Genomic DNA, 25,189 nt, shown 5'->3' on the forward strand with positions numbered 1-25,189 from the left:
TTGATCGCATGCTCTCCAGCGAGGATGTGATGCGGCGTCGCGCGACGCTGTTGCAACGCCTGCACATCGACGGGCCGCTGCTGATCCTGCTGCTGACCCTCGCCGCTGGCAGCCTGTTCGTGCTGTATTCGGCCAGTGGCAAGAGCTGGGATCTGCTGGCCAAACAGGCCACTTCGTTCGGTATTGGCCTGGTGTCGATGATCGTCATCGCTCAGCTCGAACCGCGTTTCATGGCCCGTTGGGTACCGGTCGGGTATGTGATCGGCGTGCTGTTGTTGGTAGTGGTGGATGTGATGGGTCACAACGCCATGGGCGCCACGCGCTGGATCAACATCCCCGGTGTCATCCGCTTCCAGCCATCGGAGTTCATGAAGATCCTGATGCCGGCGACCATCGCCTGGTACCTGTCCAAACGCACGCTGCCACCGCAGCTCAAGCACGTGGGCATCAGCCTTCTGTTGATCGGTGTTCCGTTCATATTGATCGTGCGCCAACCGGACCTCGGCACGTCGCTGTTGATTCTGGCCGGTGGCGCATTCGTGCTGTTCATGGGGGGGCTGCGCTGGCGCTGGATCCTCAGTGTGCTCGCCGCCGCTGTGCCGGTGTCAGTCGCCATGTGGTACTTCGTCATGCACGACTACCAAAAGCAGCGAGTCCTGACCTTCCTCGACCCGGAGAGCGATCCGCTGGGCACTGGCTGGAACATCATCCAGTCGAAAGCCGCCATCGGTTCCGGCGGCGTGTTTGGCAAGGGTTGGCTTTTGGGCACCCAGTCGCACCTGGACTTCCTTCCGGAAAGCCACACCGACTTCATTATTGCGGTGATGGGTGAGGAGTTCGGCCTGGTGGGCATCTGTGCGCTGCTGCTGATCTATCTGCTATTGATCGGGCGCGGGCTGGTGATTACCGCCCAGGCCCAGACATTGTTCGGCAAATTGCTGGCCGGCGCGTTGACCATGACGTTTTTTGTTTATGTTTTCGTCAATATCGGTATGGTCAGCGGCTTGTTGCCGGTGGTGGGGGTGCCGTTGCCGTTCATTAGCTACGGAGGAACTTCGCTGGTGACGCTGCTGTCAGCGTTTGGGGTTTTGATGTCGATCCATACCCATCGTAAGTGGATCGCACAGGTTTGAATAAGGTGAAGAGTTCAATGCAAGTAATGCGTGGCTGGGCGACTCGATATGCGCCGTGGGTCGGCCTGGTAAGCATCCTTGGCACTGCGCAGGACGCGGTGGCCGGCGATTACGAAGGCTCACCGCAAGTGGCCGAATTCGTCGGTGAAATGACCCGCGACTACGGTTTTGCCGGTGAACAGCTGATGGGCGTGTTCCGCGAGGCCGAGCGCAAACAGTCGATCCTGGACGCCATTTCGAAACCCGCGGAGCGGGTCAAGCAGTGGAACGAATACCGCCCGATGTTCATCACCGATGCGCGCATCGCCCGCGGCGTGGATTTCTGGCGCCAGCACGAAGCAGTGCTGGCCCGGGCGGAACAGGAATACGGCGTGCCGGCCCAGGTGATCGTCTCGATCATCGGCGTTGAAACCTTTTTCGGCCGCAATACCGGCAATTTCCGGGTAATCGATGCCTTATCGACCCTGGGTTTCGACTATCCTCCCCGTGCCGAATTTTTCCGCAAGGAATTGCGCGAGTTTCTGCTGCTGGCCCGTGAAGAGCAGGTCGACCCGTTGACCCTCAAAGGCTCTTACGCCGGGGCGATGGGGCTGCCGCAGTTCATGCCCAGCAGCTTTCGCGCCTATGCGGTGGATTTCGACGGTGATGGCCACATCAATATCTGGAACAACCCGGACGATGCCATTGGCAGCGTCGCCAGTTACTTCAAGCGTCACGGCTGGGTCGCCGGCGAACCGGTGGTCAGCCGCGCCGATGTGCGGGGCGAGCAGGTCGATGAAGGTTTGACCACCGGCATCGAGCCGACTAAAACCGTTGGAGAGTTGCGGGCCTTGGGCTGGTCAAGTCATGATGCGCTGCGCGATGATATGCCGGTTACCGCATTCCGACTGGAAGGCGAGAATGGCCCTGAATACTGGATGGGCCTGAAGAATTTTTACGCGATCACGCGATATAACCGCAGCGTGATGTACGCCATGGCCGTACATCAACTGTCTGAACAGCTGGTCCAAGCACGGGGCGTCAAGTAATGCGGGCAATGCCTATGAATAAACCCCTGAAGCTAATGGCATTTGCCGCGTTGGCGGTGCTGGTCGCCAGTTGTTCGACCAGCCGCGCGCCGGCCCAGAAGTCCTCCACTGCCGTGCGCTCGACGCCGGGGCTGGACATCAACCGGGCTCACAAAGATGGCGCACCCTGGTGGGACGTCGACGTTTCGCGCATCCCGGATGCCACGCCAACCTTGCACACCGGCCCGTATAAGGCCGCGCCTTATTCGGTACTGGGCAAAACCTACTTCCCGCTGCAAGAGTCCAAAACCTACGTGCAGTCGGGCACGGCGTCCTGGTACGGCACCAAGTTCCATGGTCAGAACACCGCCAACGGCGAAGTCTATGACCTGTACGGCATGAGTGCCGCCCACAAGACTCTGCCACTGCCAAGTTACGTTCGGGTGACCAACCTGGACAACAACAAGACTGTGATCCTGCGGGTCAATGACCGCGGGCCGTTCTATTCGGACCGCATCATCGACTTGTCCTACGCCGCCGCCAAGAAGCTCGGCTACGCCGAAACCGGCACCGCACGGGTCAAGGTCGAAGGCATCGATCCGCAACAATGGTGGGCCGCCAAGGGCCGTCCGGCGCCTTTAATGCTCAACGAGCCGCAAGTCGCGCAGAATAGCGCCCCGGTCATTACGGCTTCGGCCGGTACCGTAGAGCAATGGACTCCGCCGCCGCAACAACACGCCGCCGCTGTCGTTCCTGTACAAATCGATGCAAAAAAAAACGCTTCTGCACCAGCGTCTGGCCAGTATCTGCAGGTGGGCGCGTTCGCCAACCCGGACGCTGCAGAACTGCTGAGGTCGAAGCTCAGCGGGATGGTGAGCGCTCCGGTGTTCATCAGTTCGATCGTGCGCAATCAGCAGACCCTGCATCGGGTGCGCATGGGGCCAATCGGTTCGCCGGGTGAAATCCAGCAAGTGCAGAACAGTGTGCGCCTGGCCAATCTCGGTTCGCCAAGCGTAGTGACCGAGTAAGCCGCTGAACAATACGTAGAACTTGATTGACGGTTCATCTGCGGTTTTGGGGGGTGAACCAGGTTGTTGGCTCGTTGAAGAACAAAAGCCCGGCAAGGGTTACTGAGTGAGCAACTGAACACGCGATGGCCCGTTAGAAGGCTGTCTGAATAGTTTTGCCCTCGGGCAAGTTTCCATTAGCGATTTCGAGAGACGGATGAACATCACCACCTTTGCCAAACGCCTGTGCCTTCTAGTCCCGCTGCTCCTCTCGCCTGCCGCTTTCGCGGTCGAGATGATGCCGTCGCCACCGCAACTGGCCGCCAAGGCCTACGTGCTCATGGACGCCAGCAGCGGCAACGTGCTGGTCGAAAACAATGGTGACCAGCGTCTGCCGCCAGCCAGCCTGACCAAGCTGATGACGGCTTACATCGCGACCCTGGAAATCCGTCGCGGCCAGATCGGTGAAAACGATCCGGTCACCGTCAGTGAAAACGCCTGGCGTACCGGCGGTTCGCGGATGTTCATCAAGGTTGGCTCGCAGGTGACTGTCAGCGACCTGCTGCACGGCATCATCATTCAGTCGGGCAACGACGCCAGTGTTGCACTTGCCGAGCACATCGCCGGTAGCGAAGATGCCTTCGCCGACATGATGAACAAAACCGTTGGCGACCTGGGCATGACCAACAGCCACTTCATGAACCCGACCGGTCTGCCGAACCCGGAGCACTACTCGTCGGCTCACGACATGGCCGTGCTGGCTCGCGCGATCATCCACGAAGACCCGGCTCACTACGCGATCTACTCGCAGAAAGAGTTCTTCTGGAACGGCATCAAGCAACCTAACCGCAACCTGCTGCTGTGGCGTGACAAGACGGTCGACGGTCTGAAAACCGGCCACACCGACGAAGCAGGCTACTGCATGGTGTCCTCGGCCGTGCGTGATGGCATGCGTCTGATCGCCGTGGTATTCGGTACCAACAGCGAAGTGGCTCGCGCCGCTGAAACCCAGAAGCTGCTGACCTATGGTTTCCGCTTCTTCGAAACCCAGACCTTCTATCAGAAAGGCGCCGAGCTGGCTCAGGCTCCTGTCTGGAAAGGTTCGACCAACCAGGTCAAGGCCGGCCTGGCGCAAGACCTGACCATGACCCTGCCGAAAGGCCAGCTGAAAAAGCTCGCTGCCAGCATGACCATGAACCCGCAACTGGTTGCGCCAATCGCCAAGGGCGACGTGATCGGTAAAGTCGAAGTCAAACTGGACGACAAGGTGGTGCACAGCGCTGATCTGATCGCACTGGACGGCGTCGAAGAGGGTGGTATCTTCCGTCGCATGTGGGATAGCATCCGTCTATTCTTCTACGGCTTGTTCAACTGATAGTGTGCACCTGCAAAGCCCCGCGCTGATCCGGCGCGGGGCTTTGCCGTCGCCACGGCTTACGCTTACGAGGCCGTTACGCCATGACCGATACTGAAGTAAAGGCGCCCAAGATCGAATTCCCCAATGTTGATTACCCGGTTAAGGTGATCAGCGATACCGGTGTGGGCAACAAGGACAAAATCATCGAGATCGTCATGAAACACGCGACGATCAACCATGACCGCGTGGATGAGCGCCAGAGCACCAACGGCAAATACACCACGATCCAGTTGCATATTGTCGCGACCGACCAGGACCAGCTGTACAACATCAACAGCGAACTGCGGGCCACCGGTTTCGTGCACATGGTGTTGTGATGTCCCGCACGCTGGGCTTTCGCGAACTTGGTCAGATGGCTTACGAGCCGGTCTGGCATGCCATGCAACGCTTCACCAACGAACGTGGCACTGATGCTGCCGACGAGATCTGGCTGGTCGAGCACCCGCCGGTCTTCACACAGGGCCAGGCTGGCAAGGCCGAACATTTGTTGCTGCCGGGAGATATCCCGGTGGTGCAGGTCGACCGGGGCGGGCAGGTTACCTATCACGGCCCCGGACAACTGGTGGCCTACCTGTTGCTCGATGTGCGCAAGCTGGGGTTTGGTGTACGGGACCTGGTGAGCCGCATGGAGTCATGCCTGATCGAGCTGCTCGCCAGCTACGGCGTGACGGCGGCAGCCAAGCCGGATGCGCCGGGTGTCTATGTCGACGGCGCGAAAATCGCTTCTCTGGGTCTGCGGATCCGCCACGGTTGTTCCTTTCATGGCCTGGCCTTGAACGTGGACATGAACCTGGAACCGTTTCGACGGATTAATCCCTGCGGCTACGCCGGGCTGGCGATGACCCAGCTGAGCGATCACGCAGGATCGATTGAATTTGCCGAGGTAAGTGCCCGGCTGCGCGCGCAGCTCGTCAAACACCTCGACTATGCTGAGCAGACGACCCTAACGGGCGGAATCGACTGATATGACTACTGATGCAGTGCAAACCATGATCCCGACGCAGGATGTCACCGAGCGTCCGGCCCCGCGTGCCAAGGTTGAAGCCGGCGTAAAGCTGCGCGGCGCCGAAAAGGTTGCACGCATCCCGGTCAAGATCATTCCGACCACTGAGCTGCCGAAAAAGCCTGACTGGATTCGCGTGCGCATCCCGGTGTCCCCGGAAGTCGACCGTATCAAGGCTCTGTTGCGCAAACACAAGCTGCACAGCGTCTGCGAAGAGGCCTCCTGCCCGAACCTGGGCGAGTGCTTCTCCGGTGGCACCGCGACCTTCATGATCATGGGCGACATCTGCACCCGTCGCTGCCCGTTCTGCGACGTTGGTCACGGTCGTCCGAAGCCACTGGACGTCAATGAGCCGGAAAGCCTGGCCATCGCCATCGCCGACCTGAAACTCAAATACGTGGTGATCACCTCGGTAGACCGTGATGACCTGCGTGACGGCGGTGCCCAGCACTTCGCCGACTGCATCCGCGAAATCCGCAAGCTGTCGCCGAACGTGCAGCTGGAAACGCTGGTGCCGGACTACCGTGGCCGCATGGACATCGCCCTGCAAATCACCGCCGCCGAGCCGCCGGATGTGTTCAACCACAACCTGGAAACCGTGCCGCGCCTGTACAAGGCTGCGCGTCCGGGTTCGGATTACCAGTGGTCGCTGACCCTGCTGCAACGCTTCAAGCAGATGATGCCGCATATTCCGACCAAATCCGGCCTGATGCTGGGCCTGGGCGAAACCGACGAAGAAGTCATCGAAGTCATGAAGCGCATGCGCGAACACGACATCGACATGCTGACCCTGGGCCAGTACCTGCAGCCATCACGCAGCCACTTGCCGGTGCAGCGCTTCGTGCACCCGGACACCTTCGCCTGGTTCGCCGAGGAAGGTTACAAGATGGGCTTCAAGAACGTCGCTTCCGGTCCGCTTGTTCGCTCGTCCTACCACGCCGACGAGCAGGCGAAGCTGGTCAAGGCCGAGCTGATGTCGTCCTGATCCGCCGAAAGAAATAAAATGCGCCCGCAAGGCATTCAGTCTTGCGGGCGTTTTTTTGCCTGCCCACGGCCACTGCCGTCTTTTTCTGCAACCTGCGGGGCGACAATCGCTCTTCTGTTTGTCCCCGTTCCTGACTACTGTGTGCTCAAGTGTTCACGCAGGGAGATTCATGGATGACCGTTCGACCGACCCACACCCTTTGTCCTCACACCCCGGTCCCGGCCTTGCCGTCGCAAGGGGTGATCGGCGTCATTGCGCCTGCCGGGCCGGCGCCGCTGGACACTGATAAAGCCGTGCAATGGATGCGCGCCCGAGGCTATTCACTGAAGATTTACCCCGGTGTCTACCAGAAGGAGGGTTACCTGGCTGGCAGCGATGAGGTCCGCCTCAACGACTTGCACGCGGCGTTCGCCGATGACGAGGTCGATGCGATCATTTGCCTGCGCGGTGGTTATGGCACGCCGAGGTTGCTCGATCGCATCGATTTCGAGTTGCTGCGCCGTAACGCCAAACCCTTCATCGGCTACAGCGACATCACTGCGCTGCACCTGGCGATCAGTCGCTATGCAGGATTTGTGACGTTTCATGGCCCGTTGCTCAATGCCGATCTGCTGGGCGACAGGCAGAAGCCCACCGAGCCTTCTTTTTTCAACATGCTGCGCGGGCAGGTGAAAGCGGGTAGCGTTTTGGCGCATCCGGTGGCCCACCCCTTGACCACAATCGAGCCGGGCATTGCCCATGGGCGTTTGCTGGGGGGCAATCTGTCGATGATCGCCGCGACCATGGGCACGCCATACGAAATCGATGCCGAGGGCGTCATTCTGTTCATTGAGGACATCAACGAGCCGCTGTATCGCATTGACCGGCTGCTGACTCACCTGCGACTGGCCGGCACACTGGGCAAGCTGCGCGGGGTGCTGGTGGGTGATGTGGCGGGGGTGGACGTGCCAGCGCTGGAGCGGTTGCTCAAGCAGACGTTCGAGCCTTTGCGGATCCCGGTGTTGTCCGGGTGGCGCAGCGGCCACTGTGATCCGAACCTGACGCTGCCGATGGGGGCGCTGGTCAGGCTGGATGCGGGGAGCAAGGAATTGATGCTGGAGCAGGATGTGGTGGTCAGGCCTTAGAGTTTCATCGCCTGATAGTCAGTCATCGCGGGCGAGCCCGCTCCCACAGGGATTGCGAATAACCTGTGGGAGCGCGCTTGCCCGCGAAGCTTTTAACGGTTACGCAACCCTTCCAGCAGCTTGTGCGTCGGATACCCGTCCGCCGGCCAGCCAAACGACTGCTGGGCGCTGCGGATCGCTTTACGCGTGTTGGCGCCGATAATGCCGTCCGCCGTGCCTGCGTCGTAATTCTGCGCGCTCAGGAGGTTTTGCAACTCGATCCTTTCTGTACGGCTCAGCGGCAGATCATCCTTTGGCCACGAGCCGCTGATCAGGCCGGCGCCATTGAACCGCTCGGACAACAGGCTCACACCCAGCGCATAGGACGACGAGTTGTTGTACTTGAGAATCGCGCGGAAGTTGTCCAGCACCAGGAAGGCCGGGCCACGGTAGCCGGCCGGTAGCAGCAGGGCCGCGGACAGGTTTTCAGAGCCTGCCGGAACCCGGCCGCCGTTGGGCAGCGTGACGCCCAATTGCTGCCACTCAGCGACGCTCTTACGGATTGCGCCGTCGGCCAGCACGTAGTTGAAATTGCCTGGCAGTTGCACTTCAAAGCCCCACGGCTGGCCTTTCTGCCATCCAGAGCTTTGCAGGTAGTGGGCGGTCGAGGCCAGGGCATCGGTGGCGCTGCCCCAGATGTCGCGACGCCCGTCGCCATCGAAGTCAACGGCGTGGGTGTTGTAGGTCGTCGGGATGAACTGGGTCTGACCCATGGCGCCGGCCCACGAGCCGAGCATTTTCTCGGGCTCGATATCACCCTGTTGCAGAATTTGCAGCGCAGCAATCAATTGCGCGTGGGCGAAGCCCGGGCGACGACCTTCATAAGCCAGGGTCGCCAGCGAGTTGATCACCGACTTGCTGCCCTGGAACTGGCCGAAGTTACTTTCCATGCCCCACACGGCAACGAGGGCCTGACGATCGACGCCATAGCGCTGCTCGATGCTTTGCAGGATGTCGGCGTACTGGTCGACCAGCGCCTGACCTTTGCGAACCCGCAGCGGCGACAGGGCGCCATCGAGGTATTCCCACACCGGTTTGGCGAACTCGGGTTGGCTGCGGTCGGCGCGAATCACGCTGGAGTCGAAGCTGATATTGGCAAAGGCACGGTCGAACAAATCGGCGCGAATGCCGGCGGCCAGGGCATCCTTGCGGAAACCCGCCTGCCATTCGGCGAAGGTCTGGGTTGGCTGGATGTCGAGATTTTCACCGTTGGGAACCACAGGCGGAAGAACCGCGGGGGCGGTGGCGACAGGCAGGGTCTTCAATGGCTGGGCATCGGCGGCGGTGGGTTTTTCCGCGCAGGCGACTAGCAAAACGAGGCTGGAGGCAGCAATCAATTGGCGCAGGTGCCAACGACGGGAAAGACAAAGGGGCATGCACGGGTCCAGGGAAAACGGATCAAGTGCAGACCTTAACATGTTGAGCGGATGCATGCCTTTCAGGCCGCCAGAAAGTAAGAAGCCTCCCAGTTGTCAGACTGGAAGGCTTCGCGGCGGTAGCTGCCTTTGCCCTTGCCGGCTCGTTCTTGTCGGCTGCGGAACAGGGGCTGGGCGATGATGGATTTGGCCTTGTTGGGGCCGCGTTTGGACGGCTTTTTGCTCATGATGACCTCTCGCAAGTAATGGTTTTTGCGGGGCAAATCATCGGCCGAAGTTGGGGTTCTGTCCAGTCCCGCGATGTAGGAAATGACGACCTGTTGCGAGGGAGCTTGCTCCACCCAGCGGGGGCAAGCTCCCTCGCTACAAAACCTTACTCGGCAGGCAACGTCAAACGCTGACCCGCCATCAACAACGTCAACCGACTCAGGCTCATCCACGGCGAACCCGCCGCCTGGCCCTTGATCTGTGCATCGATGCGCTGTGCTTCGAGCAACAACTGCGCCCAGCGTTGCGCCGAGTAACGTTGCAGGGCTTTGCTCATCAGCGGTTTACGCTTGTCCCAAACCGGTGGTCTGGCCTGGCTGAAGGCCTTGTCCAGCGGGGTGCCCTGGCTGTATTGCAGCGAAATATTGGCCAGCAGCCGCAGTTCGCGAGCAAGGGCCCAAAGGATCACGGGTGGCTCGACACCTTCACCGCGCAAGCCTTCAAGCATGCGCAGGGCATGGGCGGCCTCGCCGTTGAGAATCGCATCGGTCAGCCCGAAGACGTCGAATCGCGCACTGTCGGCAACCGCAGCCTGCACGGTTTCGACAGTGATCTGACCGCCTTCGGCCATCAGCTTGAGCTTTTCGATTTCCTGGGCGGCGGCCAGCAAGTTGCCTTCAACCCGTGCGGCAATCAGTTCAACGGCATCCTGGCTGGCGGACAACCCGGCCTGGGACAAGCGTTGACGGATCCAGCTCGGCAACTGGCTGGCATCCACCGGCCAGATTTGCACGAACTGGGTGTGCGGGCCTTCGACCAGCGCCTTGCCCCACTTGGTTTTCTGCGCACTGCCGTCGAGCTTTGGCAGGCTGATCAACAGCACCGTGTCTTCGGCCGGTCGTGAGCAGTATTCGATGAACGCGGCGGCACCTTTGTCACCGGGCTTGCCGGAGGGTAGGCGCAGTTCCAGCAGGCGTTTTTCGGCGAACAGCGACATGCTCGCACCGGCTTGCAGCAACGTGCCCCAGTCGAAACTGGCGTCGGCGGCAAAGACCTGGCGTTCATCGAAGCCCTGTTGACGGGCGGCGGCACGGATAGCGTCGGCGGCTTCCTGGCACAGCAAAGGGTCATCGCCACTGATGACGTAGACCGGCGCGAGAGCGCCTTGCAGGTGTTTGCCGAGTTGGGCGGGAGCGAGTTTCATAGAAGGCGGCAAACGGGGCGCCTGAGCGCCCCGTAAGACTTACTGCTGCGGCAGTTCGATAGGCGACTGACGCGGGGTTTCCGCTTCAGCCTTCTGCGCCGCTTCCAGTGCCGCGGCTTCTGCCTTGGCCTTGGCATCAGCGGTTTGCTGCAACTGGTCCAGCTGGGCCGGCGTCAGTTGCTGCAAGCGCAGCATCATGCGCTGAACCAGCTCACGACGGGTTTCCTTGCGAGCGTCGGTGGCTTCCTGGTCAGAACCCACCAGGTTGTTGCCGTCGTGGATGAAGATTTTCTGCACTTCAAGCTTGTCGCTCATCAGTGGCAGGTTGCCTTGGCCAAGAATGTCGTAGTTGAGCACCGTGGTCACCTGGTACTCGCCAGTACGGCCCGCGCCTGCATAGCTGAGGATGCGCTGGGTTTCCTGTTCGTTGGCCAGGAACAGCTTGTAAGGTGCGCCGGTGTAAACCTTGACGCCGCTGCTTTCCAGAACCTGGCGCAGTTGGGTCACGGTTTCGCCGTATGCGTTACGGGCGCTCAGGTCGAGTTCCTTGATCGCCAGTTCGGTGGTGCCGGTGCCGCGCAGCTGGAATCCGCAGGCGCTCAACAGGACCGCGAGGCCCATCACCAGCAAGTTGCGTTTGATCATTGTGTTGCTCCCCTTGAAACCATGTGGGCCGATGATGCGGCCCGAAAGGTTTTACTCGGCGCCAGGCATGACCTGGCGCCTGATCCAATTAGCTGGCGACGATGTTGACCAGTTTCCCGGGCACCACAATCACTTTACGAATGGTCAGACCATCGACGAAGCGCAGCACGTTTTCGTTGGCGCGTGCGGCGGCTTCGACTTCTTCACGGGTCGCGGTGGCCGGCATTTCGATTTGGCCACGCAGCTTGCCGTTGACCTGGATCACCAGCGTCAGGCTGTCCTGCACCAGTGCGCTGTCGTCCTGCACCGGCCAGCCGGCGTCGATCACCGGGTCGGCGTGACCCAGTTGATTCCACAGCTCGTGGCTGATGTGCGGCGTGATCGGAGCCAGCAGCAGCGTCACGGTTTCCAGGCCCTCGTGAATCAGCGCGCGATCCTGTTCGGTGGCTTGTGCGGCTTTTTCCAGCACGTTCATCAGCGTCATCACCTGGGCGATGGCGGTGTTGAATTTGTGGTTCTGGCCGACGTCCTGGCTGGCTTGTTTGATGGCCAGGTGGATCGAGCGACGAACGGCTTTCTGCTCGTCATTCAGGCTGGCGACGTCCAGTTTGCCCGGCAGGCCCTGGCTGACGTGGGCTTGCGCCAGGCGCCAGACGCGCTTTAGGAAGCGGTGCGAACCTTCGACGCCGGAGTCAGACCATTCCGCGCTCATGTCAGGTGGCGAAGCGAACATCATGAACAGGCGGCAGGTGTCTGCGCCGAACTGGTCGATCATCGACTGTGGGTCGACGCCGTTGTTCTTCGACTTGGCCATCTTCTCGGTGCCGCCGATTTCCACCGGCAAACCGTCGGTTTTCAGTTTGGCGCTGATGACCTTGGCCTTGCTGTCACGCTCGAGTTCGACGTCCGCCGGGTTGAACCAGGTGTAGGCACCGTTGGCTTCGCGACGATAGTAAGTCTCGGCGATCACCATGCCTTGGGTCAGCAGGTTCTTGAACGGCTCGTTGGAGCTCACCAGGCCTTCGTCGCGCATCAGCTTGTGGAAGAAGCGCGCGTAGAGCAGGTGAAGAATCGCGTGTTCGATACCGCCGATGTACTGATCCACCGGCAACCAGTGGTCGGCCGCCGATTTTTCCACCAGGCCACCTTCAAAGTGCGGCGAGGCGTAGCGGGCGTAGTACCACGAGGACTCGACGAAGGTGTCCATGGTGTCGGTTTCACGCTTGGCAGGCTGGCCACATTTCGGGCAGTTGCACTCGTAGAACTCGGGCATGCGCGCCAGTGGCGAGCCGGCACCATCGGGTACGACATCTTCGGGCAGCACGACAGGCAGTTGATCTTCCGGCACCGGCACGTCACCGCAAGCGGCGCAGTGGATGATCGGGATCGGGCAGCCCCAGTAGCGCTGACGGCTGATGCCCCAGTCGCGCAGGCGGAACTGGGTGCGCGAGGCGCCCAGTGTTTTCTTGATCAGCGCCACTTCGATGGCGTCGAAGGCACCGGCGAAGTCCAGGCCGTCAAACTCACCGGAGTTGATCAGCGTGCCGTGTTCGCCATAGGCGTCTTGCCATGGCGCCGGGTTGGTGTCGCCTGCGCTTGTGCGCACCACCGATTTGACCGGCAGGTTGTACTTGTGGGCGAATTCGAAATCGCGTTCGTCGTGGGCCGGAACAGCCATCACCGCGCCGTCGCCGTAGTGCATCAGGACGTAGTTGGCGACCCAGACCGGCAGTTTTTCGCCAGTCAGCGGATGTTCGACGAACAGGCCGGTTGGCAGGCCTTTTTTCTCTTGGGTGGCGACGTCGGCTTCAGCAACGCTGCCGCCCTTGCATTCGGCGATGAACGCTTGCAGCTCGGGATTGTTGCGGGCGGCCAGGGTGGCCAGGTGGTGCTCGGCGGCTACGGCGACATAGGTCGCGCCCATCAGGGTGTCCGGACGGGTGGTGAACACTTTCAGCGTGCCGGCTTCGCCGATGGAATCGACGTTGTACGGGAACTGCACTTCCATGCCGCGGGACTTGCCGATCCAGTTGCGCTGCATGGTCTTGACCTGTTCAGGCCAGCCCGGCAGGTCGTCGAGACTCTCCAGCAGCTCATCCGCGTAGGCGGTGATCTTGAAGTAGTACATCGGGATTTCGCGCTTTTCGATCAGCGCGCCGGAACGCCAGCCGCGACCGTCGATCACCTGTTCGTTGGCCAGGACGGTCTGGTCGACCGGGTCCCAGTTCACGGTGCCGCTTTTCTTGTAGATCACGCCTTTTTCGAACAGGCGGGTGAACAGCCATTGCTCCCAGCGGTAGTAATCGGGCTTGCAGGTGGTCACTTCACGCGACCAGTCCACTGCCAGGCCCAGGCTGCGCAGCTGGGATTTCATGTAGGCGATGTTCTCGTAGGTCCACTTGGCGGGCGCTACGTTGTTCTTCATCGCGGCGTTTTCCGCCGGCATGCCGAAGGCGTCCCAACCCATCGGTTGCAGAACGTTTTTGCCTTGCATGCGCTGGTAGCGGGAGATCACGTCGCCGATGGTGTAGTTGCGCACGTGCCCCATGTGTAGCTTGCCGCTGGGGTAAGGGAACATCGACAGGCAGTAGTAGGTCTCCTTGCCTGGCTGTTCACTGACTTCAAAGGACTTTTGCTCGTCCCAGAACGACTGGGCGGCGGCTTCGATTTCACGGGGCTGATATTGTTCGTGCATGGCTACTTTTGAACTGAATAGGGGTGGCCTAATCCTCTTCAATGCAACGCTGGACGGTGATCACGCCAATTCGGCGTTTCGGTGTCCAGTCGCGCTGGAAGTGGAGTTACAGGAAGCGCCGTAGCATACATGACCGCACTCTACCGAGGGAAACCCTGATTGCTGCCGCGCGTCTTGCGAAAAACGCCGCGAGGGCCGTTGGTCGCGGCGCTCAGCCGGTTTGTGCATGGAAGCTAAGCTCTAACTGGGGAGTAGGTCTTATCTTCCAATGAGGTGAGGGATGGTTGAGTCACAACGAAAAGCTACTAAACCGGAGTTGTACGAAAGACTGATCGATCGTCTTGGAATGGCCCTGGAAGCGGCAAAAACCGCAGGCCGGTTGCGTGATGAACGTCCACTGGAGCTGGAATTGCGCGGCTTGAGCCCCGCAGAATTTGCTTTGGTCAAGGCGTACCTGGATCGCAGCGAGCGTGAGACACACGGATGCTTGTCCGAGGCAGTGAAGCAACTCGACGCACCACGCTCAGCCAAGATTATCTGGCTCAAGGACAAAGTACCCGGCAGAGACGCGGTAAAGGTCCGGTCCCTGCAGTTCAAGTAAGGCACCGAGCCATGCTCCAGGGTTTTTTGAAGCATAGTCCTTGCATATTTATTGTCGCACTGCATCAACCCACTTAGGCTTCGGGCATCTTTAAGGAGATGCTCGATGCCTTTTCGTTATTTCGTCAAACAACTTCTCTTGCCCCCCGGCATTCTTTTGCTGCTGCTGGCGCTTGCCTGGTGGTGGCGGCGCTCAAGGCCAAGGCTGGCTGCCGTGTGTTTTGCCCTGGGTTTTGGCGGCTTTTTGCTGATGAGCCTGCCGATTGTCGTGCAATGGAGCGCTGCACGCCTGGAGCGCGAGCCGCCGCTGGCACTCGACGAATGGGCGACGCTGGCGCAACACGCTGATGCGATTGTGGTGCTGGGGTCGGGGCGCGAGCGCGGTGATTCCGCGTGGGGCGCCGATCAGCCGACCGGCGTAGGCCTGGAGCGTCAACGCTATGCGGCGCGCCTGGCCAAAGCCTCGGGCCTGCCGATTTTGACCAGTGGGGGCTTGCATTACGGTACGCCGCCCACCGAGGCCAAGATGATGGCTGACTCGTTGCGTGATGATTTCGGCGTGTCGGTGCGTTGGCAGGAAGGCCGTAGCCGCACGACTTGGGAAAATGCGCAGTTCAGCGCCGAGGTGTTGTTGCCCGAAGGGGTCAAGCGCGTGGTGCTTGTGACTCACGCCTGGCACATGCCGCGAGCGGTCTGGAGTTTCCAGAAGGCCGGGTTTGAGGTGGTGCCGGCGCCGATGGGCTTTTTAGGCACGGATGACGCCCAGCTATTCGGAGGCTGGTTGCCGGAGTTCAAGTCGATCTGGCAGAGCGGGCAGTTGATGAATGAGGCGGTGGGGCAGGTGGGGTATTCGTTGTTCTATCGGTAACAGCGATAGTCAACAACCTGTGGCGAGGGAGCAAGCTCCCTCGCCACAGGGTTTAGACCGTCTTCGCCATCCGGTTGGCAATCAACGCCCAGCCAAACAGCAACACGCAAACAATGATCAACGGCCACGAGCGCCATTGCAGATAAGGCGTCAGGTTGTGCATCGGCACCACTTCGCCGTACAGGATGCCGCGTTCGAACTGCGGGATCTGCTCGGTGATCTGGCCAAACGGATTGATCAGCCCGGTGACGCCGTTGTTGGTGGCGCGGATCATCCAGCGTCCGGCCTCCAGGGCGCGCATCTGTGCCATCTGCAGATGTTGCAGCGGACCGATGGAGGTGCCGAACCAGGTGTCGTTGCTGATCGTCAGCAGCAGCTCGCTCTGGGCGGCCAAGCCTGCGGCGAATTCCGGGTACACCACCTCATAGCAGATGAACGGCGCGATTTGATAACCCTTGGCTTGCAGCATTGGCTGATCGGCCGGGCCGCGGGCAAAGTCCGACATCGGCAGATCAAAGAACGCGATCAACCCGCGCAGTACATCCTGCAGCGGCACGTACTCGCCAAACGGCACCAGCTTCTGCTTGAGGTAGGTGCCATCGCCTTCGCCGACCACGGTAATACCGTTGAAAAAGCGCTTCTCCTGATGGACCACTTCGCGGATCGGGACGCCGGTAATCAGGGCCGAATCCCGTTCTGCGGCGAATTTGCCCATCATGTCCAGGTAGCCCTGGGCGGATTCCTTGAGCACCGGTACCGCGGTTTCCGGCCAGATCAGCAGGTCGACACGCTTTGAGCTCAGGCTCATGTCGCGGTACAGCGCGAGTTGTGCGTTGAGTTGCGCCGGGTCCCACTTCATGTTCTGTTCGATGTTGCCCTGAATCGCCGCGACACTCAGGGGCGCACCGGCCGGGGTGGTCCAGGCGTGGTGCTTCAAGGCCATGCCGGCGATCCATGGGGCGACCAGCAGCAACGCGCCGATCACGATGAAGCCTTTACGTCCGGCACGGATCAGGCGCACACCGTTGTAGATCAGTGCGGCGGTCAGGGCCAGGGAGAAGGAGATCAGCCACATCCCACCGACGGGGGCGAGCCCGGTCAGTGGGCCGTCGAGCTGGCTGTAGCCGGAATAAAGCCATGGGAAACCGGTCAGGAACCAACCGCGGAATGCCTCCTGGCCAACCCACAGCGCCGCAAACGCCAGGGCGTCCGCCAGCGGGGCTTCGTTACGCCGTAGCCAGCGCGCCCAAAGCCAGGCCGGCAGGGCGAAGAACCAGGCAATCGCCGCCGTGAAGATCAGCATCAGGAAACCGGCCAGCAGCACCGATGCACCACCGAAGTGGTGAATGCTGTAATAGATCCAGCTGGTACCTGCGCCGAACAGGCCGAAGCCGAAGCACCAGCCACGGCCGAGGGCCTGGCGGGGCGTCAGCTCGCGCAGACCTGCGTAGAAAAGCCCGACCGCCAGCAACGCCAGCGGCCAGATATCGAACGGCGCCAACGCCAGGGTGGTGATTGCACCGGCCGCCACGGCCAGCAGGTTACCGGGCCAGCCGGGGCGGGTTGTCCAGCGCATTTCAATCCTTAGCGAGCAATGGGCGTCAGGCGCAGCAGGTGAATCCGACGGCTGTCGGCATTCAGGATACGGAAACGATAGGCACCGATTTCAGTGATTTCGTTGCGTTTAGGCAGGTGCCCGAACGCGCTCATCACCAGACCGCCCACGGTGTCGAATTCATCATCGGAGAATTCGCTGTCGAAGAACTCGTTGAAGTTCTCGATCGGCGTCAGGGCCTTGATCAGGAAGTCACCGCTGGGCAGCGGCTTGATGTAGCTGTCTTCTTCGACGTCGTGCTCGTCTTCGATGTCGCCGACGATCTGTTCCAGCACGTCTTCGATCGTCACCAGGCCGGCAACACCGCCGTACTCGTCGATGACGATGGCCATGTGGTTGTGGTTGGCGCGGAACTCGCGCAGCAACACATTCAGGCGCTTGGACTCCGGCACGAAGGTGGCCGGGCGCAGCAGGTCCTTGATGTTGAAACTGTCGCCGTTCTCCTTGAGGATCAACGGCAGCAAGTCCTTGGCCAGCAACACGCCCATCACGTCATCGTGGCTTTCGCCGATGACCGGGTAGCGGGAGTGAGCCGAGTCGACCACGGCCGGCAGGAACTCGCGAGGTGTCTGGGTTGCCTTGATGCTGATCATCTGCGAACGCGGGACCATGATGTCCCGTACTTGCAGGTCCGCAACCTGGATGGCGCCTTCGACGATGGCCAGCGCTTCGCTGTCCAGCAGTTTGTTCTGGTGTGCATCGCGCAGCAGCTCCAGCAGCTCCTGGCGGTTTTTCGGCTCGTGGGCAAAAGCCTGGGTGAGCTTACCCAGCCATGACTTCTGCCCGTTGCTCGATCGATCTTCGCTCATAGCGATTACTCTGAATCCTTTGTTGTTTCGGTAGGGAATGCGTCGGTTTCGTCGTCCGCGTACGGATCGGGAAAGCCCAGTTCAGCAAGCAACGTTCGTTCCAGTGCTTCCATTTCTTCGGCTTCCTCATCCTCTATATGGTCGTAACCCAATAGATGCAAGCAGCCGTGAATCACCAGATGGGCCCAATGGGCCTTGAGTTCCTTGCCTTGTTCGGCGGCTTCGCGTTCAACCACGGCCACGCAGATCACCAGATCGCCCAGCAGCGGAATGTCGAGAAACTCGTCCGGCACGTCCGCCGGGAACGACAGGACGTTCGTTGCGTAATCTTTTTGCCGCCACGTGTGATTCAGCTCGCGGCCTTCGGCTTCGTCGACCAGGCGAATGGTCATTTCCGAATCCGCCGTGCGCTGGCGCAAGGCCAGTTCGCACCATTGGCGGAACTCGGCTTCGCTGGGGGCGCTGGCTTGGGTGGCGATTTGCAGGTCAAGCTCAAGCATCGCGGCGGCTTTCCTTGGCGGCTGCATCGTCGGCCGCTTTGGTTTCGAAGCGCTCATAGGCTTCGACGATCCGCTGCACCAGTGGATGGCGCACGACGTCCTTGGGCTGGAAGTGAGTGAAGCTGATGCCCGGTACGTCCTTGAGCACTTCAATCACGTGGTGCAGACCTGACTTGGTGCCGCGTGGCAGGTCGACCTGGGTGATGTCGCCAGTGATGACGGCCGTCGAGCCGAAACCGATCCGGGTCAGGAACATTTTCATCTGTTCGACGGTGGTGTTCTGGCTTTCATCGAGGATGATGAAGCTGTTGTTAAGCGTCCGGCCGCGCATGTAGGCGAGTGGCGCAACTTCGATGACCTGGCGCTCGATCAGCTTGGCCACGTATTCGAAGCCGAGCATTTCATACAGTGCGTCGTAGAGCGGGCGCAGGTACGGGTCGATCTTCTGTGACAGATCGCCAGGCAGGAAGCCGAGCTTTTCACCCGCCTCAACCGCCGGGCGCACCAGCAGGATGCGGCGAATCTGCTCGCGCTCCAGGGCGTCCACCGCGCAGGCAACGGCCAGATAGGTCTTGCCGGTACCGGCCGGACCGATGCCGAAGTTGATGTCGTTACCGAGGATTTCTTTCACGTAGCGCAGCTGATTCAAGCCGCGAGGGCGAATCATGCCTTTTTTGGTGCGCAGGGCGACGGAGGCTTCGGCGGGCGAGTGATTGTCCAGCTCTTCGACAGCGGATTCCTGCAGGAACAGGTGAACCATGTCCGGCGACAGCTCGGTACCCTTGGTTTCCCGGTACAGGCGGCGCAGAAGGTTTTCCGCGGAGGTGGTGTGTTTGGGCTCGCCGATCAGCTCGAACTGATTGCCGCGATTGCGGATCTCGATAGTCAGGCGCTGTTCGATAAGACGTAGATGCTCGTCGAATTGCCCGCACAGATTGGCGAAGCGGCGAGCTTCAAAAGGCTCGAGGATGAAACGATGTGGTTCGATGGGTGCGTTCAAGGTCGTATTTAGCCGCCCTGGGGCAATAGTGATGAATCAAGGATAGCGCCAGTGGCGCGGGTGCGAAAGCTCTTAAATAACAGGGCGGCGCACACTGCACTGTAGGAGCCGGCTTGCTGGCGATGGATGCATTGCGGTGGACCAGATGAACCGCGTTATCGTTCATCGCCAGCAAGCCGGCTCCTACAGGTTGGGTCATTGCAGCAATGAGCCCCGCAGCGAGTGCGGCTGCGCGGCATCGATGTGCACGTCGGCGAACTGGCCGATCAGGGTCGGATTGTCGCAGCGGAAGTTGACGATCCGGTTATTCTCGGTCCGTCCCTGCAGCTCGCCAGGGTCTTTTTTCGAGTAATCGGTGACCAGAATGCGCTGGATCGAGCCGACCATTTGTCGGCTGATTTCGAAACCCTGCTGGTTCAGGCGATGTTGCAGGGCGTTCAGGCGTTCTTTTTTCAACTCTTCCGGGGTGTCGTCGGCCAGGTCAGCGGCGGGAGTGCCCGGACGCTGGCTGTAGACGAACGAGTAGGAAAAGTCGAAGCCCACGTCCTGAATCAGCTTCATGGTTTGTTCGAAATCTTTCTCGGTTTCGCCCGGGAAGCCGACGATAAAGTCCGAACTGATGCAGATCCCCGGCACAGCGGCGCGCAGTTTGCGCAGTTTGGATTTGTATTCCAGCGCGGTGTGGTTGCGCTTCATCGCGGCGAGGATGCGGTCCGAGCCTGATTGCACCGGCAAATGCAGGTGTTTGACCAGTTCCGGCACGTCGGCGTGGGCCTGGATCAGGCTGTCGGAGAACTCCAGCGGATGCGAGGTGGTGTAGCGGATGCGGTCGATGCCGTCGACAGCGGCGACCACGCGGATCAGCTCGGCCAAGTCGGCCAGGCGCCCGTCGTGGGTCTTGCCGCGATAACCGTTGACGTTCTGCCCCAGCAGCGTCACTTCGCGCACGCCGTTTTCGGCCAGGTGAATGATCTCGGCGATCACGTCGTCGAACGGCCGGCTGACTTCTTCGCCGCGGGTGTAGGGCACCACGCAGAACGTGCAGTACTTGCTGCAGCCTTCCATGACCGACACATAGGCGCTCGGCCCATCGATGCGCGGTTCGGGCAAGTGGTCGAATTTTTCGATTTCCGGGAACGAGACGTCGACTTGCGGCAACTTGCTGCTGCGCGCGGCGTCGATCATTTCCGGCAGGCGGTGCAGGGTTTGCGGACCGAACACCACATCGACATAGGGTGCGCGATCGCGAATCGCCGCGCCTTCCTGGCTGGCCACGCAACCGCCGACGGCAATGACCATGTCCGGGTTGGCCAGTTTCAGTTCGCGCCAGCGGCCCAGCTGCGAATAAACCCGGTCCTGGGCACGTTCGCGGATCGAGCAGGTGTTGAGCAGGATCACGTCTGCATCTTCAGCGCGAGCGGTGACTTCCAGGGCCTGGTGTTCACCCAGCAGATCCACCATGCGCGAGCTGTCGTACTCGTTCATCTGGCAACCGTGGGTTTCGATGTAAAGCTTCTTGGCCATGGAATAGAGTCATCACGTGATTCAAAGAACCGCGCATTATAGGGAACATGAACCCAGGTTCCTACCGCTACGCGTCCGATGGCTATGCTATAGTTCGCGCCCTCATTTTTATCCCCCGATGTGTTGCTCGCCCACCATGACCAAACGTGAAGCTCCAATCTACAAGGTGATTTTCCTCAACCAGGGCCAGGTGTTCGAAATGTACGCCAAGCAGATCTATCAAAGTGATCTATGGGGCTTTCTGGAAGTGGAAGAGTTCGTCTTTGGCGAGCGCACGCAAGTGGTCGTCGATCCGAGCGAAGAGAAGCTCAAGGCTCAGTTCGAAGGCGTGGTGCGCAGTTTTGTGCCGATGCATTCGATCGTGCGCATCGATGAGGTCGAGCGCCTGGGAACACCGAAAATCAGCGAAGCCCGCGGCGCGGTCGGCAATGTCATGCCGTTTCCGATGCCGATGCCTGAGAAGTAAAACGCTAGAGCGCTTCTGTGGCGAGGGAGCTTGCTCCCGCTAGGGCGCGAAGCGGCCCTGAGATCAGCTTACGCGTTCTTGCCGGTAGATCATATCGGTTGATTCGACGACTGCTGCGCAGCCGAGCGGGAGCAAGCTCCCTCGCCACAGGGGGCGTATTCAATTCAGGGAAGAGGCGCGAACGGCGTACGCCCGTCGGCGCTTTGCAACTCCATCAGATATTTACGGAAAATTTGCCCAAGCACCTGGGTAGCGACTTCCAGTTCTTCGCGGGGCATCTTTTCGGTGACCTCGTCCGCAGTATCCAATGCCTCTTCAGCGCCGTTGACCGCCGCCATTTTCAGCAGGATATACGCCTGAACGTTATTGGCCGGGACGCCTTCGCCATGGAAGAACATGCTGCCGAGTTTGAATTGCGCCTGGGCGTGACCTTGCAGTGAGGCCTTCTCGAAATAGCTCAGGGCTTGATTGAGGTCGCGCGGCGCGTTTTTGCCTTCGTAATAGAACTCACCCAACTCGTATTGCGCTTGTGCATCCCCTTCATCCGACGCCTTTTGGCAGGCAGCGAGTGCCTGTGCCAGGTCTTGCGGCTGGGTATTGAGGGTGCAGCGACCCATCGCTGGGATTAACAACGAGTTACCACCTGCTTGTGCGAGCGCGAGCAGGGGCTGAAGGAGCAACAGGCAGCCCAGTGAAAGGGCGCGGCCGGTGCGGTTCATGGGAATCGACTTACCTCTGAAGGGCGCGCGGACCCATCGAGGGGATCCAATAAGCGCGCATTATGAAATAAGCAGGGCCAACCTTACAAAGTCTTTACTCGTTTTTCTGCTGCGCGGGAAATATATCGCCCACTTTGCGGGGGATTATTAGCAGATGAACAGGAAAAAGGGCAGGAGTGCAGGGAAAAGCTGACGCCGGCGTTGGCCGGCGTCAGTACAACAGCGTTACTTCAGTGCAGCAAATGCGCGCTCGGCGGCATCCAGGGTCAGCTTCAGTTCGGCTTCGCCGTGGGCGATCGAGGTGAAGCCGGCTTCGAAGGCGCTCGGTGCCAGGTACACGCCACCTTCGAGCATCAGATGGAAGAAGCGACCGAACAGGGCGGCGTCGCTGGCCATCACGTCTTCGAAGGTCACGATATCGTCGGCACCGCTGAAGTACAGGCCGAACATGCCACCGGCCTGGGTGGTCACGAACGGAATGCCCGCCGCATCGGCGCGGACTTGCAGGCCATCGAGCAGGCGCGTGGTGTAGTCGGTCAGCTCGGCGTGGAAGCCCGGGCGGCTGATCAGGCGCAGGGTAGTCAGGCCGGCTGCCATCGCCAGCGGGTTACCGGACAGCGTGCCAGCCTGGTAGACCGGGCCCAGCGGAGCGATGCGCTGCATGATTTCACGCTTGCCGCCGAAGCAGCCGACCGGCATGCCGCCACCGATGATCTTGCCGAAGGTGGTCAGGTCCGGTGTTACGCCGTAGTGAGCCTGGGCGCCACCGAGGGCAACGCGGAAACCGGTCATCACTTCGTCGAAAATCAGCACCACGCCGTGCTTGTCGCACAGGGTACGCAGGCCTTCGAGGAAGCCCGGAGCCGGAGGCACGCAGTTCATGTTGCCGGCCACTGGCTCGACGATGATGCAAGCCACGTCCTCGCCGACTTCGGCGAGCATCGCTGCAACGGCGTCGATGTCGTTGAACGGCAGGGTCAGGGTGTGTTTGGCGAACGCCGCCGGCACACCGGCTGAACTCGGTACGCCCTGGGTCAGGGCGCCGGAACCGGCCTTGACCAGCAGGCTGTCGGAGTGACCGTGGTAGCAGCCTTCAAACTTGATGATGCTGTCGCGACCGGTAAAACCACGGGCCAGGCGGATCGCACTCATGGTCGCTTCGGTGCCGGAGCTGACCATGCGCACCATTTCCATCGACGGCACGAGGGAGCAGACCAGATCCGCCATCTGGGTTTCCATCTCGGTCGGCGCGCCGTAGGACAGGCCGTGCTCCAGCTGCTTGCGCACTGCGTCCAGCACGTCCGGGTGGCTGTGGCCGAGGATCATCGGGCCCCAGGAGCCGACATAATCCACATAACGCTTGTCGTCTTCGTCGGTGACGTAGGCGCCTTCGGCGTGTTTGAAGAACAGCGGCGTGCCGCCGACGCTCTTGAACGCGCGAACCGGCGAGTTCACGCCACCGGGAATGTGTTTCTGGGCATTGGCAAACAGGGTTTCGGAACGAGACATGATCGGGCTCTCAAATCAGATTTTCAGTAATTCGTTGAAGGCGCGGGCGCGGCGGGTCACTTCTGCCGTGCTCTCGGCGCCGAACAGGCCATGCACCACCGCCAGCAGATCGACCCCGTGGGCCACCAGCGGCGCGGCGTTATCAAGGGTGATGCCGCCGATCGCGCAGATCGGCAGGTGCAGTTGCTTGCGGGCCTGGTCGAGCAGATCGAGGCTGCAGGTCGGTGCGCCGGGTTTGGTGTTGGAGTTGAAGAAGCGGCCGAAGGCGACGTAACTGGCGCCTTCTTTTGTGGCTTGCTCAGCCAGTTCGATTTGCGCGTGACAGGTCGAGCCGATGATCGCTTTGGAACCGAGCAGTGCGCGGGTCGGCGACAGCGGGCCATCGGTCTGGCCCAGATGCACGCCGACGTTCAGGCGCGCGGCGAGTTCGGCATCGTCATTGATGATCAGCTGGGTCTTGTAGCGATCGCACAGGTTGCGCAAGGCCTCGGCTTCGCGCAAGCGACGGGCCTCGTCGCTGCTCTTGTCGCGGTACTGCAGCAGGGTGACGCCGCCTTCCAGCGCCGCCTCCACGTACGAAAGAAATCTACCGGCCAGTAGCTGGCTGTCGGTAATGGCGTACAGGCCACGTAGTTTCATCAGGCAAGCCTCACCGCATCACTAATTGAAAGTTACGAACAGAAATCCAGCGGCAAGCGACGCGGTACGAACTGACCTTTGCCCAACTGCTCGGCATCGCGCAGGGTGCGCCACGTGTAGTTAAGCGCGGTCTGTACGGCGCTGGCGAGGTTTTCGCCCTGTGCCAGACGACCGGCAAGCGCGCTGGCCAGGGTGCAACCGGAACCGTGATAGCTGCCCGGCAGGCGCTGGCAGATAAAGGTTTCGCGCAGACCGTCGCGGGTGTAGAGGCGGTTGTGGATTTCAGTCTCGTCGCCGTGACCGCCGGTGATCAGCAGGTGTTTGACGAACGGCAGCAGTTTTTCAGCGCATTCGTCCGCGGTGCCTTCAGGCAGTTCGGCGAGGATGCGGGCTTCGGGGAGGTTAGGAGTGGCGATGATTGACAGCGGCAGCAGGCGTTCGCGCATGGCGTAGCCGACCTCATCCTTGCCCAGTCGTCCGCCACCGCCGGCGCGCAGCACCGGGTCGCAGACCACTGGCAGGTGCGGGTTAGCCGAAAGCAGTTCGACCACGGTGTCGACCATTTCCAGGGAACCGAGCATGCCCAGTTTGACGGCCGCCACTTCGGAGTCGTTGAGCACGGCATTGGCCTGGGCCAACACCCACTCACGGTCGAGGACGCGGAAGTCAGTGACATTGACCGTGTCTTGCACGGTCAGGGCGGTGACGGCCGGAGCCGCATGGCAACCCTGAGCGAGCAGGGCTTCGATATCTGCCTGCAAGCCGGCGCCACCACTTGGGTCGTGGCCGGAGAGACAGAGGACAACGGGGCGAGAGCTGTAGATATTCATGGTGCGCGAGCTTACCACCAAACATGTTTTTCCGGGTGTAGCGACACGCCATTGTGGCGAGGGAGCTGGCTCCCTCGCCACAGTCTCCCTCATGTGGCTGTTTGTGTCGCTGGAACGCCCGTTCTAGAGCCTTTGTAGGAAAAATTCCTGTAGTGCTCAATAGCCATCAACGGCTATGCTAGAGTGGATCCAAACAAATAACAGAAAACACCGGTTTTACGTCTACTCAAAAGGAATGGGGGGCTTCCTGACAGAACCGGTCAGGCCA

General features: G+C 60.7%; 25 protein-coding genes. 11 read left to right on the forward strand and 14 right to left on the reverse strand.

Translation table 11 applies throughout. The features are described 5' to 3' along the window. Positions 1-29 precede the first annotated feature (29 nt). The 8 genes from rodA to KHO07_RS03495 all read left to right on the forward strand — a co-directional run bounded on the left by rodA (position 30) and on the right by KHO07_RS03495 (position 7,676). Positions 30-1,133 (forward strand): rod shape-determining protein RodA, encoded by a 1,104-nt coding sequence (gene rodA, locus KHO07_RS03460; protein ID WP_191635261.1) that lies wholly within the window; start codon positions 30-32, stop codon positions 1,131-1,133. Between the two features lie 17 nt (positions 1,134-1,150). Further along, positions 1,151-2,161: a lytic murein transglycosylase B gene (mltB, locus tag KHO07_RS03465; RefSeq protein ID WP_150734648.1), complete on the forward strand. Its 1,011-nt coding sequence runs from the start codon at positions 1,151-1,153 to the stop codon at positions 2,159-2,161. After that, the gene (locus tag KHO07_RS03470; RefSeq protein WP_150734649.1) at positions 2,161-3,168 is read left to right on the forward strand and encodes a septal ring lytic transglycosylase RlpA family protein; all 1,008 of its coding nucleotides are present in this window, start codon (positions 2,161-2,163) and stop codon (positions 3,166-3,168) included. The genes mltB and KHO07_RS03470 overlap by 1 nt, the downstream gene beginning before the upstream one ends. A gap of 196 nt (positions 3,169-3,364) precedes the next feature. Continuing rightward, a complete protein-coding gene (locus KHO07_RS03475) occupies positions 3,365-4,522 on the forward strand; it encodes a D-alanyl-D-alanine carboxypeptidase family protein (RefSeq protein WP_150734650.1) in 1,158 nt (385 codons plus the stop codon). 83 nt (positions 4,523-4,605) lie between these two features. Beyond that, positions 4,606-4,881: a DUF493 domain-containing protein gene (locus KHO07_RS03480; protein WP_034148129.1), complete on the forward strand. Its 276-nt coding sequence runs from the start codon at positions 4,606-4,608 to the stop codon at positions 4,879-4,881. After that, positions 4,881-5,528 (forward strand): lipoyl(octanoyl) transferase LipB, encoded by a 648-nt coding sequence (gene lipB, locus KHO07_RS03485; protein WP_212626474.1) that lies wholly within the window; start codon positions 4,881-4,883, stop codon positions 5,526-5,528. Before KHO07_RS03480 ends, lipB begins: the two co-directional genes overlap by 1 nt. Before the next feature lie 25 nt (positions 5,529-5,553). After that, positions 5,554-6,552 (forward strand): lipoyl synthase, encoded by a 999-nt coding sequence (gene lipA / locus KHO07_RS03490; RefSeq protein ID WP_162279065.1) that lies wholly within the window; start codon positions 5,554-5,556, stop codon positions 6,550-6,552. A 173-nt stretch (positions 6,553-6,725) separates the two neighbouring features. Beyond that, a complete protein-coding gene (locus tag KHO07_RS03495) occupies positions 6,726-7,676 on the forward strand; it encodes an LD-carboxypeptidase (protein ID WP_212626475.1) in 951 nt (316 codons plus the stop codon). Positions 7,677-7,768: 92 nt separating this feature from the next. Here the strand turns inward: KHO07_RS03495 and KHO07_RS03500 are convergent, their stop codons facing one another. The 5 genes from KHO07_RS03500 to leuS form a co-directional block, all read right to left on the reverse strand. Next, entirely contained in the window at positions 7,769-9,091 is a 1,323-nt protein-coding gene (locus KHO07_RS03500) for a lytic murein transglycosylase (RefSeq protein ID WP_212626476.1), read from the reverse strand. Positions 9,092-9,153: 62 nt separating this feature from the next. Next, entirely contained in the window at positions 9,154-9,318 is a 165-nt protein-coding gene (gene arfA / locus KHO07_RS03505; RefSeq protein WP_056855798.1) for an alternative ribosome rescue factor ArfA, read from the reverse strand. Between the two features lie 146 nt (positions 9,319-9,464). Beyond that, on the reverse strand, positions 9,465-10,502 hold the full coding sequence (gene holA / locus KHO07_RS03510; RefSeq protein ID WP_150734653.1) for a DNA polymerase III subunit delta: 1,038 nt from the start codon (positions 10,500-10,502) through the stop codon (positions 9,465-9,467). Positions 10,503-10,541: 39 nt separating this feature from the next. Next, a complete protein-coding gene (gene lptE / locus KHO07_RS03515) occupies positions 10,542-11,147 on the reverse strand; it encodes an LPS assembly lipoprotein LptE (protein WP_150701594.1) in 606 nt (201 codons plus the stop codon). A gap of 88 nt (positions 11,148-11,235) precedes the next feature. Then, a complete protein-coding gene (gene leuS / locus KHO07_RS03520; RefSeq protein WP_212626477.1) occupies positions 11,236-13,842 on the reverse strand; it encodes a leucine--tRNA ligase in 2,607 nt (868 codons plus the stop codon). A gap of 280 nt (positions 13,843-14,122) precedes the next feature. Here leuS and KHO07_RS03525 point away from each other — a divergent pair, with 280 nt between their 5' ends. Both KHO07_RS03525 and KHO07_RS03530 read left to right on the forward strand, forming a co-directional pair. Next, a complete protein-coding gene (locus KHO07_RS03525; RefSeq protein ID WP_077045550.1) occupies positions 14,123-14,443 on the forward strand; it encodes a hypothetical protein in 321 nt (106 codons plus the stop codon). Between the two features lie 105 nt (positions 14,444-14,548). Beyond that, on the forward strand, positions 14,549-15,310 hold the full coding sequence (locus KHO07_RS03530) for a YdcF family protein (RefSeq protein ID WP_212626478.1): 762 nt from the start codon (positions 14,549-14,551) through the stop codon (positions 15,308-15,310). Positions 15,311-15,362: 52 nt separating this feature from the next. Here the strand turns inward: KHO07_RS03530 and lnt are convergent, their stop codons facing one another. From lnt to miaB, 5 genes are all read right to left on the reverse strand, one after another. Beyond that, positions 15,363-16,886, reverse strand: coding sequence for an apolipoprotein N-acyltransferase (gene lnt / locus KHO07_RS03535; protein ID WP_150734656.1), 1,524 nt, complete (start codon positions 16,884-16,886; stop codon positions 15,363-15,365). Between the two features lie 8 nt (positions 16,887-16,894). Continuing rightward, the gene (locus KHO07_RS03540) at positions 16,895-17,734 is read right to left on the reverse strand and encodes an HlyC/CorC family transporter (RefSeq protein ID WP_007909641.1); all 840 of its coding nucleotides are present in this window, start codon (positions 17,732-17,734) and stop codon (positions 16,895-16,897) included. Positions 17,735-17,739: 5 nt separating this feature from the next. Then, entirely contained in the window at positions 17,740-18,234 is a 495-nt protein-coding gene (gene ybeY, locus KHO07_RS03545) for an rRNA maturation RNase YbeY (protein ID WP_150734657.1), read from the reverse strand. Further along, positions 18,227-19,234, reverse strand: a complete 1,008-nt coding sequence (locus tag KHO07_RS03550; protein ID WP_150701589.1) for a PhoH family protein — start codon at positions 19,232-19,234, stop codon at positions 18,227-18,229. The genes ybeY and KHO07_RS03550 overlap by 8 nt, the downstream gene beginning before the upstream one ends. Positions 19,235-19,429: 195 nt before the next feature. Beyond that, on the reverse strand, positions 19,430-20,758 hold the full coding sequence (gene miaB / locus KHO07_RS03555; protein ID WP_150734659.1) for a tRNA (N6-isopentenyl adenosine(37)-C2)-methylthiotransferase MiaB: 1,329 nt from the start codon (positions 20,756-20,758) through the stop codon (positions 19,430-19,432). A gap of 136 nt (positions 20,759-20,894) precedes the next feature. On the opposite strand from miaB, the gene KHO07_RS03560 reads away from it, so the two are divergent. Next, complete coding sequence (locus tag KHO07_RS03560) at positions 20,895-21,224, forward strand: DUF1820 family protein (protein WP_003185742.1); 330 nt, start codon at positions 20,895-20,897, stop codon at positions 21,222-21,224. 164 nt (positions 21,225-21,388) lie between these two features. On the opposite strand, the gene KHO07_RS03565 is transcribed toward KHO07_RS03560, so the two are convergent. From KHO07_RS03565 to KHO07_RS03580, 4 genes are all read right to left on the reverse strand, one after another. Continuing rightward, a complete protein-coding gene (locus KHO07_RS03565) occupies positions 21,389-21,943 on the reverse strand; it encodes a tetratricopeptide repeat protein (protein ID WP_150701587.1) in 555 nt (184 codons plus the stop codon). Positions 21,944-22,168: 225 nt separating this feature from the next. Then, entirely contained in the window at positions 22,169-23,452 is a 1,284-nt protein-coding gene (hemL, locus tag KHO07_RS03570) for a glutamate-1-semialdehyde 2,1-aminomutase (RefSeq protein ID WP_150734660.1), read from the reverse strand. A gap of 15 nt (positions 23,453-23,467) precedes the next feature. Further along, positions 23,468-24,091, reverse strand: coding sequence for a thiamine phosphate synthase (gene thiE, locus KHO07_RS03575; protein WP_075949081.1), 624 nt, complete (start codon positions 24,089-24,091; stop codon positions 23,468-23,470). Between the two features lie 32 nt (positions 24,092-24,123). After that, the gene (locus tag KHO07_RS03580) at positions 24,124-24,921 is read right to left on the reverse strand and encodes a hydroxymethylpyrimidine/phosphomethylpyrimidine kinase (protein WP_212626479.1); all 798 of its coding nucleotides are present in this window, start codon (positions 24,919-24,921) and stop codon (positions 24,124-24,126) included. Positions 24,922-25,189 lie beyond the last annotated feature (268 nt).

It is taken from the genome of Pseudomonas sp. PP3 (genome assembly GCF_905336995.1).
Taxonomy (GTDB): Bacteria; Pseudomonadota; Gammaproteobacteria; order Pseudomonadales; family Pseudomonadaceae; genus Aquipseudomonas; species Aquipseudomonas reinekei.

Coding starts and splice junctions, on each gene's coding strand:
- lptE (WP_150701594.1), bottom strand. CDS start 11,147: ATGATCAAACGCAACTTGCTGGTGATGGGCCTCGCGGTCCTGTTGAGC.
- KHO07_RS03475 (WP_150734650.1), top strand. CDS start 3,365: ATGAACATCACCACCTTTGCCAAACGCCTGTGCCTTCTAGTCCCGCTG.
- KHO07_RS03480 (WP_034148129.1), top strand. CDS start 4,606: ATGACCGATACTGAAGTAAAGGCGCCCAAGATCGAATTCCCCAATGTT.
- thiE (WP_075949081.1), bottom strand. CDS start 24,091: ATGAAACTACGTGGCCTGTACGCCATTACCGACAGCCAGCTACTGGCC.
- KHO07_RS03580 (WP_212626479.1), bottom strand. CDS start 24,921: ATGAATATCTACAGCTCTCGCCCCGTTGTCCTCTGTCTCTCCGGCCAC.
- KHO07_RS03525 (WP_077045550.1), top strand. CDS start 14,123: ATGGTTGAGTCACAACGAAAAGCTACTAAACCGGAGTTGTACGAAAGA.
- lnt (WP_150734656.1), bottom strand. CDS start 16,886: ATGCGCTGGACAACCCGCCCCGGCTGGCCCGGTAACCTGCTGGCCGTG.
- KHO07_RS03470 (WP_150734649.1), top strand. CDS start 2,161: ATGCGGGCAATGCCTATGAATAAACCCCTGAAGCTAATGGCATTTGCC.
- KHO07_RS03530 (WP_212626478.1), top strand. CDS start 14,549: ATGCCTTTTCGTTATTTCGTCAAACAACTTCTCTTGCCCCCCGGCATT.
- rodA (WP_191635261.1), top strand. CDS start 30: ATGCGGCGTCGCGCGACGCTGTTGCAACGCCTGCACATCGACGGGCCG.
- hemL (WP_150734660.1), bottom strand. CDS start 23,452: ATGTCTCGTTCCGAAACCCTGTTTGCCAATGCCCAGAAACACATTCCC.
- lipA (WP_162279065.1), top strand. CDS start 5,554: ATGATCCCGACGCAGGATGTCACCGAGCGTCCGGCCCCGCGTGCCAAG.
- KHO07_RS03560 (WP_003185742.1), top strand. CDS start 20,895: ATGACCAAACGTGAAGCTCCAATCTACAAGGTGATTTTCCTCAACCAG.
- holA (WP_150734653.1), bottom strand. CDS start 10,502: ATGAAACTCGCTCCCGCCCAACTCGGCAAACACCTGCAAGGCGCTCTC.
- mltB (WP_150734648.1), top strand. CDS start 1,151: ATGCAAGTAATGCGTGGCTGGGCGACTCGATATGCGCCGTGGGTCGGC.
- KHO07_RS03565 (WP_150701587.1), bottom strand. CDS start 21,943: ATGAACCGCACCGGCCGCGCCCTTTCACTGGGCTGCCTGTTGCTCCTT.
- lipB (WP_212626474.1), top strand. CDS start 4,881: ATGTCCCGCACGCTGGGCTTTCGCGAACTTGGTCAGATGGCTTACGAG.
- miaB (WP_150734659.1), bottom strand. CDS start 20,758: ATGGCCAAGAAGCTTTACATCGAAACCCACGGTTGCCAGATGAACGAG.
- ybeY (WP_150734657.1), bottom strand. CDS start 18,234: ATGCTTGAGCTTGACCTGCAAATCGCCACCCAAGCCAGCGCCCCCAGC.
- arfA (WP_056855798.1), bottom strand. CDS start 9,318: ATGAGCAAAAAGCCGTCCAAACGCGGCCCCAACAAGGCCAAATCCATC.
- KHO07_RS03540 (WP_007909641.1), bottom strand. CDS start 17,734: ATGAGCGAAGATCGATCGAGCAACGGGCAGAAGTCATGGCTGGGTAAG.
- leuS (WP_212626477.1), bottom strand. CDS start 13,842: ATGCACGAACAATATCAGCCCCGTGAAATCGAAGCCGCCGCCCAGTCG.
- KHO07_RS03500 (WP_212626476.1), bottom strand. CDS start 9,091: ATGCCCCTTTGTCTTTCCCGTCGTTGGCACCTGCGCCAATTGATTGCT.
- KHO07_RS03495 (WP_212626475.1), top strand. CDS start 6,726: ATGACCGTTCGACCGACCCACACCCTTTGTCCTCACACCCCGGTCCCG.